The organism is Pseudidiomarina gelatinasegens (assembly GCF_004025325.1).
Classification (GTDB): Bacteria; Pseudomonadota; Gammaproteobacteria; order Enterobacterales; family Alteromonadaceae; genus Pseudidiomarina; species Pseudidiomarina gelatinasegens.
On sequence record NZ_RSFE01000005.1, the window covers coordinates 213,796 to 229,718 of the forward strand.

Sequence of the window (15,923 nt, forward strand, 5' to 3'; positions counted from 1 at the left end):
CGCGTTTATTCAGTCATTTCCTGCAAGCGAGCACGTAGCTCTTCGTCTTGCTGAACACGCTGAACAATGGTGTTGTACTCTTGCGGTGAAAGACCAGAGTCATTCACAGCTGCTACCATTTCTTCTTGCGCTTTACGCTGAATTTCTTGTGCTTGCTCAGCGTCTTCAGCGCTTTGGAACTGCTCTGAATATTTATTGCTGATTTCCTGCACATTGCTCATAGCAGTAACAAATTGCTCCAGCATGGTGTCAGTCAATTCAATCGACTCCTGTTGCTGCATCATTTGCTGCTGTTGTGACTGGCCTTCTTGTGGTGCTGCCATTGCTGCAGAACTAGAAAATAAAGCCGCGATTGCTAAAGCTGTCATTGTTTTACGCATAGATATATCTCCTATTTTGAGTTCGATTATAACTTTGCAAGAGGTGTGCCAACTTTCAGAGCGCAGCTAACAAGCTGTAATTAAAGGAAAAATGAAGCAGCCTCGATCCAGGCCACTGATTTGTGTATAATTTCGATACACACCTTGCAGGAATCAACCGTGACAAAAAGATACAGCCTATGGTTAACCAAGGGGTCTGGCCTACAGCGAACGCTGACCTTTTACATTATGCTGCCATTATTGGCGTTGTCTGGTATCGCAATCGGTATCGGGCTTGAACGCGCCGCAGAATTCCAGAATCAACGGTTGCGCGATGACCTTGAATTGGTTGGGCGCGCCATACACGTGCCCGTCAGTGATGCGCTGATTCGACGTGACATTACAGCGGTTCAGGCCAGCTTAGATTCGGTATTTAAAATTGGCCGCGTCTACGGTGCCTCGGTTTATGATACCGAGGGCGCACTTGTTGCATCTGCAGGGGTTACCGAGCGCGATTTATCTGAAAGTCTGTTGGCTGAGCAAGTTATCCTTACCGGCGAAACCCAAGACAGCTATCGGCAAGTGGCGGGGCGCGATGTATTTTCTCAGTTTGTGCCTATTCAAGATCGGGGTGGCCAAATTATTGGGTTCATGCAGTTAAACCGCCGCGCTCAAGATTTTGATAACTCATTTACGCAACTGTCCCAAATTGCGTGGGGCACCTGGTTGGTGCTGGCGCTGGCGACAGTAGCCATCTTAGTGTTTGGCCATTACCGTGGGGTGGGCCGCTATGTGGAACTCAAACTGGAACAACAGCGCCGTGAACAGGAAAAGATGGTGGCTATTGGCCAGGTTTCGAGTGGCGTTGCGCATGAGCTGGGTGCACCGCTTACGGTTATTGATGGGCGCGCCAAGCAGTTGCTAAAGCGTCATGACGACCCCGAATCACAACGCCAATTGCAAGCCATTCGCGGCCAAGTTCAGCGCTTAACGAAAATGGTCAAACAATTGCTAGCATTTAGCCGTACGCCGGTTTCAGCGAAGCAACCTGTGATGATTTCCGTCTTGCTGGATCAAGCATGTAACAGTATCTCGTTTGAACAGTCGCAAGACGGGCCCCAAGTCACGTTAACGCATCCTTCCTCAGAGATTTCCATTGAAGCTGATGCGCAGCGGCTGGAGCTTGCCTTAGTGAATATATTGCGTAATGCGCTGCAAGCTGCAGAACACAATGTTGAGGTGGCCGTAAAGACCGCGCCCGACCAAATTTCCATTCATGTGCGCGACGACGGCACAGGGTTACCTGACAGTGTTGCGCAAGAAGATTTAACCAAACCATTTACCACCACCAAGAAAACTGGCGAAGGCACGGGGCTTGGCTTGGCTCTTGTCAGTTACATTATGGCGGACCACCAAGGTTCGCTGTCCCTGAAAAACTGGCACACCGACCAACAAACCGTCGGTGGCTGCGAGGTGGTTTTAACGTTGCCGCGCAAGCAACAAGCGAACAGGAGCTAAACCATGAATACCAAAAGCGTTCGCATTGCGGTAATTGAAGATGACCCAGGGTTACGTGAGTTGCTGCAAGAAGAATTGGAAAGTGTCGGTTATGACGTCGCAGCATTTACGGACGTTGAATCATTCCAGAACCAACAGGCTACCTTCGAAGCACAGCTGGTGGTTAGCGATATTCGCCTGCCGGGTATAAGTGGGCTTGAGTTGCTGGCGCAATTGCAAGCTCAGGAGAAGGCGCCACCACTGATTCTCATCACCGCCTTTGGCACCGTGGACCAAGCGGTAGAAGCCTTAAAACAAGGTGCTGATGACTTCTTGACCAAGCCGTTAGATCTTGAGCACTTGCTGGTTAGTGTTGAGCGTGTACTAACATTTCATCAGTTACGTGATGAAGTTGAGCACTATCGCCAGTCGCAGCAGCGCACCGCGGAAGGGCCAGCGGGAATTATCGGAAAAAGCCGGGTGATGCAAAAGCTGTACGATGAAATTGAACGCGTGGCGCCGGTTGAAGGGGCAGTGTTAATTTTAGGTGAAAGCGGCACCGGTAAAGAGCTTGTTGCGCAAGCCCTGCACCAACAAAGTCAACGCGCAGCAGGACCATTTCTAGCGGTTAACTGTGCCGGTATACCGGCAGAATTATTAGAGAGTGAATTTTTCGGTCACGCTGCCGGAGCCTTTACCGGCGCTCAGAAAGCACGTGCAGGTCTGCTCAAAGAAGCCAACGGTGGAACCCTGTTGCTGGATGAAATTGGTGAAATGCCACTGGCCTTGCAAGCGAAGCTGCTACGCGTTTTGCAAGAAGGAAAAATGCGGCCAGTTGGTAGCGATCAGGAAGTGCAGATTGACGTGCGTATTCTCGCCGCGACCCATCAAAACTTAGAGCAAAAGGTCGCTGATAAAAGTTTCCGTGAAGACTTATTTTATCGGCTGGAAACTTTTGCCATTAAAGTGCCGCCTTTGCGGCACCGCGGCGATGACGTGGCACTGTTGGCAGAGCACTTTATTCAGCAGGTGAGCGAGCAACAAAATAAACGGATAAAAGGCTTAGCCGCGGCAGCGCAGGAATTGTTTTATTCCTACAATTTCCCCGGCAACGTGCGGGAATTACAAAACTCTATTGAGCGCGCAGTCACCTTTTGTGACGGTGACTGGATAGATGCGGAGCACCTACCGGCACGAATGCGCCTTGAGCAGGTGTCAGAAATTGCGACCCATGCCACCGAGCAATGGCCATCCATGGATGCGTTGCAGGCTGATTATGTGCGCAAGGTGCTGGCCCATACGGAAGGAAATAAACAACGAGCCGCGCGCATCTTGGGTATTACGCGCCGCACCTTGTACCGTTGGCTTACCAACGACGATTAAATTGCACACCGGCTTGCAGTTCGCGCCCGGTACCAGGCTCAAACGCCCGCCCGCTGCCTTGGTTCACCACCACCGAACCGACATAGGCTTTGTCGGTAACGTTGTGCAGGTTCACCCACGGCGACACTTGCCATTGCGCAATGCTGTAGGTAGCGCGCCAATTGAGGTGCCACAAGGTATGGCTGGGAGCGATAACGGTGTTGGCGTCATTCGCCGCAACATCACCACGGTATTCTGTAATCACGCTCAATCGTTGCTCTGGCCGATAGTCCCAGTTTAACTGACTATACAATTGACGCTCTGCAACGCCGGGTAAGCGTTCACCGCTGGCGTAGTTTGCTTCAAGCAAGGTCGCAGCCGTGCGCCAATTCCAGTTGTCACTGATGAACCAGCTTGCTTCAAGCTCAATACCACTGCGTTCGGTAAGGCCGGCGTTGGTGTACGTGGTGCGCCCGTCAATGCTTTGGTCAACCACAATCTCATCGGTGGTATCAATTCGAAACGCGGTTAACTGCGCTTGCAGTGAATCACCCTGCCACTTTACCCCAGCTTCCAATTGCTGATTGTAAGCAGCGCCAAGCTCTGTGTTTAAACCGGTTTCGGTGTTGCTGTAGGCCAATTCAGTTAGGGTTGCGGTTTCAAAACCATTACCGCGGGCTATAAACACCTGCCAATGGTCATTAACCTGATAATTTAACCCGAGGCTCCAACTCCATGCATGCTGGCGCTGTGCGCCACTGTCATCCGGGTTGTTTGGTACCACAAAGTAATCATCCACACCAAAATCAACGTCGCTGTATCGCAACCCAGCAAGTACCGTTAAGTCGTCCACCGGGCGCCAATCCGTCAAGCTGTAGATGGCCTGCTGGGTTACTTCGCCAAGCTCGTTGCGGCGCAGCTCACCGCGTTCGCCAAAGTTATTCTCATACCCAAACCTGCGGTCATCTTGCTCTGCATGATGCACGCCAACCGTTGTGGTTAACGGCTGAGAGAATTCCCAGTTGTAATCGTAGCTGGCATCAACACCAACGAAGCTACGGCGTAAATCAATCACCGCACCCGAGCCGCGAATATCCCCACCAGGAAATGGCAAATATTGTTCAATATCGCGCCAGCCTTTCCAGCTGTTGATATGCCAGCCGTCTTGACTGCGCAGCGACACCGACATTTGTTGATGATGAATGGCTTTGCGCGTATTAAAGCGCGTGGCGCCACCGAACGTTTGTGTTGGGTCCGCACGCCAGTCATCGGGGCTCAGCGAGCCGGGATCTTGTAAATGTGGGGCGTTGTTGTCGTCCAGACGCACAATCATTTCTACGCTATCGCTTAAGTCTTGATACCAGCGCAGCGCCAGTTGGTCGCGCTCTGCGCTATTGTGATCGCGCGGACCGTCGGTGCGTAAACGTGTACCCACAACACGTATGGCGGTTGAATCATCTACCCAATCACCCTGCAACAGTTGGCGTTGTGTGGCATTGCTGCCAGCCATGGCATCAACACGCAGTTGCGTGGTATCTGGCCGACGACTGAACCATTGCACCATACCGCCGGCGCTATTGCCGTATATCGTTGCCAGCGGGCCACGAATCACCTGAACGTTCTCTGGTTCATCCAGCAAGATACTTGAGGTTTGGGCCTGGCCGTCGGGCATGCTCAAAGGAATCCCATCAAGTTGTAAAACAATGCCACGTACACCAAACGCAGAACGCGCGCCGAAACCTCGTAAGGTAATACGTGTGTCTTGCGCATAGTTCGCGCGCGAATCGGCTTGTACACCAGCGAGCCCTTTGAGTAACTCGGCCGCATCAATACGTAGCCCCGCCGGCTGCTCAGAAACGTCCGCGTTACTGATAGACGCAGGCGTTTCTTGGGCGGTGCGAGGCTTACTTTGATTCACTACAATGACTTCATCAACAGCAACGCTGGCCGAAGCCAGCGTTGATAAAAGCAGTAAGTGACTACTTACAAACATAGTTTATTCCGCAGGTTTAATTTGAATAAGCTGACCAGCGCGGTCATCGGTAATCAGATAGATGTAGCCATCAGGACCCTGTTCAATATCACGAATCCGTTGTTCGACAGCCTGTTCAAATAAAGTTTCTTCATGCATCACGCGGTCACCCTCAAGATCAAGCCGCGCAACTTGCGAGCCTTTGAGTGCCGCTACCAGTAAGTCGCCCTGCCAAGCTGGGAATTTATCGCCGGTATAGAAAATCATGTTTGAAGTAGCAATTGAAGGCACCCAATAGTAATGCGGTTGAATGGTGCCTTCGACATGAGTTTTGTCACTGATAATGCTGCCATCGTAGTCCACCCCATAGGTGGCAATTGGCCAGCCGTAGTTTTTGCCGGCTTCAGGAATATTGATTTCATCACCGCCTTTAGGGCCATGCTCAACGGTCCACAGTTTACCTGTGGTTGGGTGAATTGCGGCACCTTGCACATTGCGGTGCCCGTATGACCAAATCTCTGGCAGTGCGTCATCTTTGCCAACGAAGGGGTTGTCACTTGGTACGCTGCCGTCAGGCTTAATTCGCACCACTTTACCGTGGTGGTTGTCCAGTGTCTGGGCATCGTCCATGGCTGAATACCTGTCGCCCAGCGTAATAAACAAATGACCGTCTGGTGCAAACACTAAGCGCGAGCCGAAGTGTGCGCCACTTTTATACTTGGGGGCGCCTCGGAAAATCACTTTTCCGTTGGTTAACCCTGTATCGGTAAGCGTTGCGCGCATTACCGCAGTGCTGTTGCCTTCGCCGCCCTGAGGGTCGGCTTCAGAATAGCTGATGTAAACGTAGTTGTTATCGGCAAAGTTTGGGTCAACCGCCACATCGAGCAATCCGCCTTGGCTTTTATTTACCACACTAGGTACGCCGGTTAGTGGTACACTGATTGAGCCGTCGAGTTTCACACGACGCAAAGCACCAGATTTCTCCGTGACTAATAACTCGCCCGAAGGTAAGAACGACATTCCCCATGGCTTATCTAATTTGTTGGTCAGGCTAGTAATAGATACCTTGTGACGCTCAGTTGAAACGGTTTCAGCCGCAGCTGATGAGGCATTTAATGCCAGCGCTGCAGTAATACTTACCGCAAGTAGAGTACGTAACATAAGGTTCTCCTTTAGTTGCTAATACACCAATCTGTACTAGTGTAAATATAGTTTAAATAGGAATTTGGATTGCTTTTTTTTCGCTACACTCAATGTATTACAAGAAATTAACACCTTCTCAAGGAGTATTTAATGGTAGATTTCAAACGTAACACAATGAAAGCCGCTGCAATGATTCTGGTTACCATGCACCTTAGTGCGTGCGGAACCATCCTGTATCCAGAGCGCAAGGGGCAAACAAGCGGAAGAATCGATGCTGGCGTTGCTGCGCTAAATGGCATTGGCTTACTATTCTTTTTAGTACCCGGCGTTATAGCTTTTGCTGTCGACTTTTCTAACGGTACCATTTATTTGCCGAATTCGGCAGCTACCGGTGACGATTCCGACTTGCGCGTTGTGCAAGCGGGTAAGAACCTGACCCCTGATCAATTGCAGGCGCTAATTTCTGCTGAACTGGGTCAAGAAGTTGACCTTTCTGAAGCACAAGTTCGCGCTGAGAAAGCACCTGATCAAGCCAGTATCGGTCCGCGTCTTAGCGAGCTGCGTACAGCACCTTAAACCACGTTTTATTTTTGCTCCGGCCGCTACTCAAGTAGCGGCTCGGGCAGAAGTTGTGCGACAACCTCGGCAAAGCGCCGGAATGTCTGACGGCGGTTCGTTGTAGGCCGATAGACCAAACCAATGTCGCGTGACGCTTCCTTCCCTGTCGGCTTTAATGCCACCAAATCAGTCCCGTTTAAAATACCCCGATCAATTGCCATTTGTGGCAAGAAGGTAGCGCCTAAACCGGCGTCGGCCATTTGCACTAAGCTGTGTAAGCTGGTTGCTGTAAATGGATTAATTTTACTGGAATCGGCCAGTTCACATGCCGCTACGGCGTGGCCGGTTAAGCAATGTTCTTTTTCCAGTAAGAAAATGGAGTTGTCGGGTAGCTTGTTGTACTGCACCGGCTCTTCGAGTTTTTCCGCCAAGGTTTTATGCATCACCAGCTTGAACGGGTCACGGCCTAATACGTAGCTTTGATTGCCCTGAATGTCGATTGGCAGCGCCAGCACCAACACATCGAGCTCACCATTGCGCAATAAATGCAGCAAATTGGTGGTTGTGTCTTCACGAATATTCAACTGTAAGTTTGGATAGTCACGCTGCAGCTTTTTACTTAAATCACCTAACAGAAACGGTGCAATGGTTGGAATGCAGCCAATTCTCAGCGGTCCTTCCATTGTTTTGCCTTGGCTTTGTGCAAAATACAGCAGCTCTTCGGTTGAGGTTAGGATGCGCCGCGCCTGCTCGACAACTTCTTCGCCCATACCGGTAAATAAAAACGATTTGTGGTCACGCTCTATCAGCTGACACCCCAACTGCTCTTCCAAATTTTGAATACCACTGCTTAAGGTCGACTGGCTGACGTTACAGGCAGTTGCAGCGCGATTGAAGTTTTGATGCTGATGCAATGCTAATAAGTAGCTGAGATTTTTTAAGCTAGGTAGTTTGCTCATGAGGTGCCTCACCGTGGCTGACGAAATAAATAACGAAATCGTTTAATTAGTATTTTCGATTATGATAATCCGTTTTATTCGTTTTAACAAATTTAATCCAGCGCCTACTATAGTCCCCGAGCTGAGACGCAATGTCTCAACACCTTTACGTTTGGTTTGTCCAACAAGGAGACACACATATGTTAACAGTAGGCGATAAGTTACCAGAATTTGAAGTGGTTGGTGTAAAGCCTGGCTTCAACCTGCCAGAAGAAGATGGCAAAAGCGCGTTTGAAACCATCAACAACGACAGCTTCGAAGGCAAATGGAAAATCATTTACTTTTACCCGAAAGATTTCACCTTCGTATGCCCAACTGAAATTGTTGAGTTTGCGAAATTGAACGAAGAATTCGCTGACCGTGACGCAGTGGTCATGGGCGGTAGCACTGACAACGAATTTGTGAAATTGGCATGGCGCCGTGAGCACCCTGACCTGAAAAGCTTGAACCAGTGGTCATTCGCTGACAACGGTGTGAAGTCTTTGGTTGACGGTTTAGGCGTACGTGACCAAGTGGAAAACGTTGCCCTGCGTGCAACCTTCGTTGTTGACCCACACGGTGTTATTCAACACGTGTCAGTAAACAACTTAAATGTAGGCCGTAACCCAACTGAAGTACTGCGTATTTTAGACGGTTTGCAAACTGATGAATTGTGTCCATGTAACCGCGCAGTAGGCGGTGACACCCTGTAATTAGGCATCGCACCCCCACAGTTAGGTGATGTCTATAGGTGCCGCGCAAGCGGCACCGTTTTTAAGCGGAGGAATTTAAATGAGCATTGCAGATTACAAACAAGGTTTGGGCGACCACGGTAAAGATACCAAACTCAACTTGTCGAACATTTTCGGCAATGTCGATACTTCGGGTATGACCGCGACCCAATTTTATGGCACGGCCCTGTCTTTAGCTTACTCAATTGGCGACCAAGAGCTGATTGACGCAGTAAAAGTAGAAGCTGAAGGCAAAATAGAAGATAACGTGGATGGCGCAGCAAAACTTGCGGCAACCCTAATGGCGATGAACAACATTTATTATCGCTTCTTACATTTGTGCACCGACAAGCAGTTTTCGAAATTGCCAGCAGGTTTGCGCATGAACGGTATGGCCAACCCTGGCGTTGAAAAAGCTGACTTTGAGTTGTACTCGTTAGCCGTTTCAGCCTTAGCTGGCTGTGGCATGTGCATTGACTCGCACGTTGGTGTATTGCTGAAGCACGACGTTTCAGCTCAAGTGATTCAAAACTCGATTAAAATGGCAGCTGTCATGAATGCTGCAGCAACAGCTAAGCGTATCGCTTAATTTTAATCGCCTGATGTCACTTTTTTGTCATACATGCGCTTTATAGTGTTTGAAACTTCCCTGAGATCTGGTTGTTCTCTTTTAGCCCGGCACCCCGCCGGGCTTTTTTTTGCGTAAAACAGAAAGCGTGATTCGTGTTTCGTTCGCTGCGCTGTTGGTGCGCTTTGCTGTTCGAAAAAACCGCATCCAACCTCTATACTAAACTGAGCGACAACGAACAGTGAGTCTGCGAACGTACGAATAGCGCAGCGGACGAATCACGAATAGCGAAGCGGACGGTTTTATGAATATCAACGGAGAACGACTAAAGCAAAACTTACTCGAACTCGCAAAAATTGGTTACAACGAACAAGACCGCGGTATGTACCGCATTGGCTTTACCGATGCCGATATGGAAGGGCGTCGCTGGCTGCAAGACAAAGCAAAAAGTGCCGGTTTGGAAACCTTTATGGATGGCGCTGGGAATATATTTTTTGGCCGGGGCGACAGAAGCAAGCCGGTTATTTTAATGGGTTCCCACATAGACACAGTGCCCGCCGGCGGCATCTTTGATGGCGCACTTGGCGTAATGGCTGCGCTCGAAGTTATTGAAACGCTGCAAGAACACCAATCGGAAATCGATACACCCATTTGGGGTGTTGCCACGGCCGAAGAAGAAGGGCGTTTTGGCGGAATGCTAGGCTCACAAGCCATAGCGGGCTGCTTAAATCCTGACTGGTTACTATCGGCCCATGACGCCGATAACGTTTACTTGAAAGATGCGATGGCCGGGCAAGGGCTTGATGTCATGCAAGCATTAGACGCAGCATGGCGGCCGGAACAACTCAAAGGGTTCGTTGAATTGCATATTGAGCAAGGCCCGGTGTTATTTCAAAGCGACGTGCAAATTGGCGTGGTTGATGGCATATCCGGTGTATTCAAATGGATTGTGCATTTAAAAGGTAAAGCAGACCACGCCGGAACCGCACCCATGGATATGCGCAGCGACGCATTTATGGGCCTAGCCGATTTCGCTCACGAAATTGAACGGATCATTGCGGAAAACGGCACCGACAAAACCCGCATTACAGTGGGTAAAGTTGAACTCAAACCGGGGCACCCGCACACCGTGCCGGGCGAGGCAGTATTTACTATTGTCGGGCGCGACATGGACGAAGGTGTGATGAAAGAGTTAGCCAACGCCTGTCGTAAGACGCTATCCGCAATTGCGCGCGGACATCGCTTGATGTTTGAGTACGAGCAAGTGAGCTGGTTAGAGCCCAAGCCCTGCTCAGCGCAACTCACCGATATTATTGAGCAGCAAGTAAAGCAGCGCGGATACAGCTATACGCGTATGCCCAGCGGCGCAGGCCACGACGCTCAGTTTCTGACAGAAATCACCCATGCTGGGCTCATTTTTATTCCATCGATAAACGGCGTAAGTCATGCACCGGATGAATGGTCGCATTGGCATGATGTTGAGGCCGGCACAAATGTACTCTTAGATACAGTTGTGGCAATGACAAAAACATCATTTTAAGGCTCAAGTAATCCATTTTTAGCGGCAAAATGAATGAGCTCAACTGTGGATGCAACTTTCAATTTTTTAAAGATATTACTGCGGTGGTTTTCCACGGTTTTTGCTGAAAGTGATAGCAACTGAGCAATTTGTTTATTACTTCGTCCGGCGACAACCAAATAGAAAATTTCGCGTTCGCGCCGCGTTAAATTTTCCATCGGGTTTATCGACGACACTACTGGCCCCGACCCTTGCTGTGGGTTAGCGGGGAAATACGACTTACCAGAAGCGACGTCTTGTATGATTTGAATGAGCAGTTCCGAAGGCGCGTCTTTTTGAATGTAAGCTCGCGCGCCAGCCAGCTTTACTGCGTCAACATATTCTGGCTCACTATGCATGCTCAGTATAATCACCTTGGTTTGAGGTCGGTGGTGAAGAAGTTTCTCGAGCGCCGCAAAACCGTTCATTTTGGGCATCGAAATATCCATTAAAATGATATCAGCTGGGAATTTTAATGCTGTCTCAACAAGTTCAGCACCGTCACCACACTCATACGTAATAGAAAATAATCCAGTAGCTTTTAAGGTGGTTGCTATGGCTTGTCTTACCATGGTGTGATCATCGGCAAGAATGAGAGAGATCATAGGTCGCCAAACTCTGAAAGTTGTTGATAAGGCAGAAGTAGAGTTACTTCGCACCCGCAGTTGGGTTTTGAGTGTATATCTAATGAGGCTCCACAGGCTAAGGCTCTGTCTTTTAAACTTTGCAACCCGATACCGAATTCGATTGATTGCACATTAAACCCGATGCCATCGTCCTTAATTTTCAGTACGATGCCTTGCGAAGTCTCCGATATTGTCAAATCGATCTCACTTGCTTGAGCGTGTTTCACGCTATTTACGAACGTTTCTTGCGCAATTCTAAAGAGTAATAAGTTGACAGCATTAGGTAGTGTTATGGATAAATCGTAATGAATAGCAAGCTGAATGTTGGCCGGTTCTAAAAGCTGTCGATTGAGCCAAGTAAGTGCCCGCTCCAAACCAAGATCAAAGAGAATGGTCGGGTGCATAATGCGAGAAAGGTTTCTGGTACTTTCAATGAGGTGCAAGAGCCCTTCTTGTATCTGTTCCAGTTGCGGATTTTGCAGTGCATCAATCTGCGCCCGTAAGGCGATGAGCTGCTGACCGATATCGTCATGTAGCTCGCGCGCAAAATAAGCTCTTTCTTGCTCTTGTTGTACCCACAATCGTTTCGCTAGACCAAGCATAGCGTGGTGTTCGTAATCGAGTTGCTGTTGAAGTAAACGCTGCTGGTCTTGAACTTGAGCAAGTAATCCCTCTAATTCATCGACCGCTAGCGAATGCTCTATAGGCTTGTTGCTGTTTTTCATTCATGTTTTCGATTAGCCGCTCATAGGCAGCGCGTTGTTGTTCTTCAAATGCGACATCATCAAGGTATGAATATAACTCAAAGTTACGCCAAAAACTCGCGTGTTGCTGCAATGCAGCTTGCAGCACCTGTTTAGAGTTGTCAAAGCTTTGTGCGGCGAGATATGGCAAGTAAGAAGCAAACACGCGTTCGTTACTAATTGTTTCGAGCCTTTGCCACACCGACGCTGATTCTGGGAAGTTGCCTCTGAATACTAACTCGCTTAACAGCTTTATTTCGACTAAGCGAGAGGGTTTTTGCTGGATAACGCGTTCTGCGAATGCGGCGAAATCGGCTTGTGAATTATTTTTCTGACCGAGCAAGAGTAACCAGTCAAAAATCAATTTTTGCTCTTGATTAAACTCATTTTGGAGAGCTCCAAGATTTGTTGAATGTTGTTCAAACAAATCAGTTTGGTGCAGAAATATTGCCATTTCAGCCCGCCAGAGCAAGCTTTCGATAGCACCGCGCGGGTCATTGATTGATTGTGCTATTTGCTCCGCTTGCTCGCCGGAATCATCAGCTACGGCCATACGGCCCTGCAAAAAATTTAAACGGCTAATCTGAAGCTGTGCGGATAGGTTGGCTTCGGTGCTTTTGTCGTCGCTGCGCAACAATTCGGCCAATAGTTGCTCTGCTTGGTTAAACTGGCCTTGGGCAATCAATAATTGCACCAAATTAAGTTGAATACTGTGCAGCGTTGCTTGCTCATTGAGGTTTTCTACCGTTTGCAGGGCTTGGCGCCAATACACCTCGGCTAAGCTGAAATCACCAATTAGGAAGTGAATGAAAGCGACATTGTTAATGCTTTGGCTTTGAACATAGTCGTCACCCTCACGCAAACGAATGTCTAATGCACGTTTATAATGGCGCAATGCACTTTGATAGTCGCCTTGCTCTTCAAATAATAGGCCGCGTTCGTTCTCGATGTGAGCGACCGCTAGTGCGTCATCAATCTCATCTGCGAGTCGTGTCGCTTCACGAAGCGACTGATCAGCTTCTTGAGTCTGCCCGGTGATTGCTAAAACAGTGGCTAAATTACTGAGTGTTGTTATGCGTTCGCGAGGGGCACGCTCTTGGGTTCGATATTCTAGCGCTTGCTGAAAATATTGGGCCGCAGTGTCAAACTTTGCTAAGCGTAAATAAGCGACACCAAAAGCATTTAAAATCAGTCCTTGACCGTTTAAATCTTCACGCTGCCGAAATTGAATAAGACTCTGGGTTAACTCTTCATTAATGGCCGACTCGGTTTCACCCTGAATGATCTTTAAGCGCGCCAGTTCAAACCACCACATGGGCTGGTTACGATCATAAGATAGAGCGCGACGATAGTACTCACGAGCAACAGTAAGATCATTTAATGCAGCTGCCACATTCGCTCGTTGGGCAAGTACATCGGCGCGATGTGGAAACTGTTTCAAAAGCTGATCAAGTAAAGCGGCGGCGGGTTCAAACTGTTCATTGATAATTGCTAACTCAATTCGTGCTTGCAGTTTTAATACCGCCGGAGCTTTGGGCGACTCTATAACTTCGCGTAGTTTTAACGTAAGCGCATTGACGTCATCTCCGGCTCGAGCTGCCGCTAAATCTTGAACGACCTTGTAGCTGATGAAAGCCGTCGAAGGCATCTCAGAATTTTGGTTGGGTAAGACATTGTTTAACGCTCCTGAAATAGCGGTGACTAACTTTTCGGGTGCCACATTTTCGGTATCAAATGTTTTTGAAAATATGACTTGCTCCGAGGGATGTGCTGTTAGTAGCGCATGTAATTGCAATTTACCGCCTAAAGTTCGCGACGTTAAAATTAATAAATACTGGGCTTGTGTCAGCTGCGCTAATCGCGCGCGTTCAGATGCCGACTCAAACGGCTGTATCCCCATATTTTTAATTAGTTGGCTTACAGTTTGCGGTTCTATGGAGTAAATGTTTGGTTCAGCTTGTAAGAGCAGATGGGTTAACTCAGCTAAAGCAGGTTCACCTTCTACCATGGCTATAGCAATAGTGGTTACCGAAGTTTCCGTAGGTAAATCTGTGTTCTCTTGTGGCATCACAAATATCAAAATGGACAGGGTAAATACAATCACAGCGGCCAGCGCCAGCCACATTCTACCTTTTGATGCGGTGGACTTTAGAAGATCTTGGCATTGCGCTAGTGACGGGCGTTGATTTGGGGTGTCAGCTTGCAGTTTAACGGCCAGTTTTTGTAACGCTCGTTTGGTCACAGAAGCGCTTTTCCAGCTGCTGGGTTCACTTGCTTCTAGGATTAAAGCTAACGTTTTGCCAAGCGCATAGCGGTCACTTGCAGTCGTTGCTTGTTGTGACGTCGCAAGTTCAGGCGCAACGAAACCGGTGGACCCAAATTGACTGCTGCTATTATCAAGTGTTCGACCAATACCAAAATCGATAATAGATAAGTTGCCATCATCATCAATTAATAAGTTGTCTGGTTTTAAATCGCCATGAATAACACCGCTTTCATGACAACTCTGTAATGCACCTAACAACTGCTCAAACCATTTTATAACGTCAGGGGCTGCTGGGCTGTCGTCGAGCGCTTGACTTAGAACCTTTCCGTTAACGAGCGCCATCGTGAAAAACGTCGCTTGCGGTGTTGCGTAAAATTCGTGAATACGAACGACATTGGCGTGATGGATTTGACGCGCAAGAAGCACTTCATTCCGTAGCTGTTCAACTTCACTAGCATCAGCTTCTTGAGCCAGAACTTTCAATGCACATTGGGTTTCAAGCACCTCGTCGTAGGCTTCAAATACCCGCGCTTGACCGCCATGGCCAAGTAAACGAACAATACGAAAGCGCTCCGCTAAAAGCTGCCCAGGCTTGAGCAGTGATTGCGCCGTCAATTTTGTGGTCGTGTGATTCGATAACAAGTTATCGTGTTCGTCGGGATCAGCCATCGTGAGAAGTATCTCGTTACAGAAGCTTAGAGATTAAGTTATCACAGATTTCCCTAGGGTCGAATGTTATTGGTGCGTTCCTTAGCAGTCGTCATTTTTTGCTGGGCCAGTTGCAAGTAGTCATTAAGCTGGCATAGCGTCAATTGCATGGCGATAAGTTGGGTGAAACGCTGCAATATAAATAGTTGATGCTCATTAAAATAGTGCGCATGTTTCAGGCTGTCAGCGTATAGCACAGCAATAATTTGATTTCCTAAAGCGATGGGAACCGCGAGGGCGGCTTTAATTTGCTGTCGCTTAACACTGTCACGGTGCTGTAACTGCTGATGCGTCAAAGCATTATGAACAACGCAAGATTGACCGCTTTCAATCGCTTGCCGAACGAGTGTTGTTGAACCGTCAAAGGGAGCCACAAAATTCCTATTATTTAGAAGGATTAAGGCGGTTCTATCGCTTTCTAAAACTTGCGCTAGGGTGTTTTGGGCGGTCGAAATCACCTTCTGTAACGAGGCTGAATGCTGCCACGACTTGTGCATCTGAGAGAGTTGTTGTGCACACCACTTAGCTTGATTGAGCGCTACTTTTTGTGAGTGACTATGATGCGGCACAAACATGCAGGCAATATCACCTAGCCGACAAACAGAAGTTTGCTGGAGCGGTTTTTCTTCAACACGCTGCGCATCAATATACACGCCATTAGTACTATTCAAATCCCGTAAATGCCACACATCTTGGCGGCAGAACAATACTGCATGTCGACGCGAGAGCGTTGGATGATCAATTTGAATGTCGCACTCCGGGCTACGTCCCACCACATACGCTTTTTGCTCGCGCAGTTCGAAGCGCTGCGCGAAGCGATGTTGGAATACGACATCAAAGATAGCGGTCATTGCG

Annotated in this window: 14 protein-coding genes; 6 read left to right on the plus strand and 8 right to left on the minus strand. The window is 48.6% G+C overall.

The features are described from left to right. Window positions 1–5: 5 nt before the first annotated feature. On the minus strand, window positions 6–380 hold the full coding sequence (locus EGC76_RS08560) for a DUF4168 domain-containing protein (RefSeq protein WP_128352570.1): 375 nt from the start codon (window positions 378–380) through the stop codon (window positions 6–8). A gap of 159 nt (window positions 381–539) precedes the next feature. Between EGC76_RS08560 and EGC76_RS08565 the strand changes: the two genes are divergently transcribed. Together EGC76_RS08565 and EGC76_RS08570 are read left to right on the plus strand one after the other, a co-directional pair. After that, complete coding sequence (locus EGC76_RS08565) at window positions 540–1,877, plus strand: sensor histidine kinase (RefSeq protein ID WP_246013937.1); 1,338 nt, start codon at window positions 540–542, stop codon at window positions 1,875–1,877. Window positions 1,878–1,880: 3 nt separating this feature from the next. After that, window positions 1,881–3,239 carry a sigma-54-dependent transcriptional regulator gene (locus EGC76_RS08570; protein ID WP_128352571.1) on the plus strand — a complete coding sequence of 453 codons (1,359 nt, stop codon included), beginning with the start codon at window positions 1,881–1,883 and terminating at the stop codon, window positions 3,237–3,239. Here the strand turns inward: EGC76_RS08570 and EGC76_RS08575 are convergent. Together EGC76_RS08575 and EGC76_RS08580 are read right to left on the minus strand one after the other, a co-directional pair. Further along, on the minus strand, window positions 3,223–5,211 hold the full coding sequence (locus EGC76_RS08575; RefSeq protein ID WP_128352572.1) for a TonB-dependent receptor family protein: 1,989 nt from the start codon (window positions 5,209–5,211) through the stop codon (window positions 3,223–3,225). The two genes, EGC76_RS08570 and EGC76_RS08575, sit on opposite strands and share 17 nt — an antisense overlap. 3 nt (window positions 5,212–5,214) lie before the next feature. Next, the gene (locus EGC76_RS08580) at window positions 5,215–6,351 is read right to left on the minus strand and encodes a PQQ-dependent sugar dehydrogenase (RefSeq protein ID WP_128352573.1); all 1,137 of its coding nucleotides are present in this window, start codon (window positions 6,349–6,351) and stop codon (window positions 5,215–5,217) included. Window positions 6,352–6,483: 132 nt separating this feature from the next. Here EGC76_RS08580 and EGC76_RS08585 point away from each other — a divergent pair, with 132 nt between their 5' ends. Further along, window positions 6,484–6,909, plus strand: a complete 426-nt coding sequence (locus EGC76_RS08585) for a hypothetical protein (RefSeq protein WP_128352574.1) — start codon at window positions 6,484–6,486, stop codon at window positions 6,907–6,909. A gap of 26 nt (window positions 6,910–6,935) precedes the next feature. On the opposite strand, the gene EGC76_RS08590 is transcribed toward EGC76_RS08585, so the two are convergent. Beyond that, window positions 6,936–7,850, minus strand: coding sequence for a hydrogen peroxide-inducible genes activator (locus EGC76_RS08590; protein WP_128352575.1), 915 nt, complete (start codon window positions 7,848–7,850; stop codon window positions 6,936–6,938). Between the two features lie 179 nt (window positions 7,851–8,029). Here EGC76_RS08590 and EGC76_RS08595 point away from each other — a divergent pair, with 179 nt between their 5' ends. From EGC76_RS08595 to EGC76_RS08605, 3 genes are all read left to right on the plus strand, one after another. Continuing rightward, window positions 8,030–8,581, plus strand: a complete 552-nt coding sequence (locus EGC76_RS08595) for a peroxiredoxin (RefSeq protein ID WP_128352576.1) — start codon at window positions 8,030–8,032, stop codon at window positions 8,579–8,581. Between the two features lie 79 nt (window positions 8,582–8,660). Beyond that, entirely contained in the window at window positions 8,661–9,188 is a 528-nt protein-coding gene (locus tag EGC76_RS08600) for a carboxymuconolactone decarboxylase family protein (protein ID WP_128352577.1), read from the plus strand. Window positions 9,189–9,471: 283 nt separating this feature from the next. After that, window positions 9,472–10,707: a Zn-dependent hydrolase gene (locus EGC76_RS08605; RefSeq protein ID WP_128352578.1), complete on the plus strand. Its 1,236-nt coding sequence runs from the start codon at window positions 9,472–9,474 to the stop codon at window positions 10,705–10,707. On the opposite strand, the gene EGC76_RS08610 is transcribed toward EGC76_RS08605, so the two are convergent. From EGC76_RS08610 to EGC76_RS08625, 4 genes are read right to left on the minus strand one after another with little or no spacing between them, the layout of a single operon-like run. Further along, entirely contained in the window at window positions 10,704–11,330 is a 627-nt protein-coding gene (locus EGC76_RS08610) for a response regulator (RefSeq protein WP_128352579.1), read from the minus strand. The genes EGC76_RS08605 and EGC76_RS08610 overlap by 4 nt on opposite strands. Next, a complete protein-coding gene (locus EGC76_RS08615; RefSeq protein ID WP_128352580.1) occupies window positions 11,327–12,076 on the minus strand; it encodes a sensor histidine kinase in 750 nt (249 codons plus the stop codon). Before EGC76_RS08615 ends, EGC76_RS08610 begins: the two co-directional genes overlap by 4 nt. Beyond that, window positions 12,030–15,029 (minus strand): protein kinase domain-containing protein, encoded by a 3,000-nt coding sequence (locus tag EGC76_RS08620; RefSeq protein WP_128352581.1) that lies wholly within the window; start codon window positions 15,027–15,029, stop codon window positions 12,030–12,032. Before EGC76_RS08620 ends, EGC76_RS08615 begins: the two co-directional genes overlap by 47 nt. A gap of 53 nt (window positions 15,030–15,082) precedes the next feature. Further along, a complete protein-coding gene (locus tag EGC76_RS08625; protein WP_128352582.1) occupies window positions 15,083–15,919 on the minus strand; it encodes an FHA domain-containing protein in 837 nt (278 codons plus the stop codon). Between the last annotated feature and the right edge of the window lie 4 nt (window positions 15,920–15,923).

Coding starts and splice junctions, on each gene's coding strand:
- EGC76_RS08560 (WP_128352570.1), bottom strand. CDS start 380: ATGCGTAAAACAATGACAGCTTTAGCAATCGCGGCTTTATTTTCTAGT.
- EGC76_RS08580 (WP_128352573.1), bottom strand. CDS start 6,351: ATGTTACGTACTCTACTTGCGGTAAGTATTACTGCAGCGCTGGCATTA.
- EGC76_RS08585 (WP_128352574.1), top strand. CDS start 6,484: ATGGTAGATTTCAAACGTAACACAATGAAAGCCGCTGCAATGATTCTG.
- EGC76_RS08620 (WP_128352581.1), bottom strand. CDS start 15,029: ATGGCTGATCCCGACGAACACGATAACTTGTTATCGAATCACACGACC.
- EGC76_RS08610 (WP_128352579.1), bottom strand. CDS start 11,330: ATGATCTCTCTCATTCTTGCCGATGATCACACCATGGTAAGACAAGCC.
- EGC76_RS08600 (WP_128352577.1), top strand. CDS start 8,661: ATGAGCATTGCAGATTACAAACAAGGTTTGGGCGACCACGGTAAAGAT.
- EGC76_RS08590 (WP_128352575.1), bottom strand. CDS start 7,850: ATGAGCAAACTACCTAGCTTAAAAAATCTCAGCTACTTATTAGCATTG.
- EGC76_RS08625 (WP_128352582.1), bottom strand. CDS start 15,919: ATGACCGCTATCTTTGATGTCGTATTCCAACATCGCTTCGCGCAGCGC.
- EGC76_RS08570 (WP_128352571.1), top strand. CDS start 1,881: ATGAATACCAAAAGCGTTCGCATTGCGGTAATTGAAGATGACCCAGGG.
- EGC76_RS08595 (WP_128352576.1), top strand. CDS start 8,030: ATGTTAACAGTAGGCGATAAGTTACCAGAATTTGAAGTGGTTGGTGTA.
- EGC76_RS08615 (WP_128352580.1), bottom strand. CDS start 12,076: ATGAAAAACAGCAACAAGCCTATAGAGCATTCGCTAGCGGTCGATGAA.
- EGC76_RS08575 (WP_128352572.1), bottom strand. CDS start 5,211: ATGTTTGTAAGTAGTCACTTACTGCTTTTATCAACGCTGGCTTCGGCC.
- EGC76_RS08605 (WP_128352578.1), top strand. CDS start 9,472: ATGAATATCAACGGAGAACGACTAAAGCAAAACTTACTCGAACTCGCA.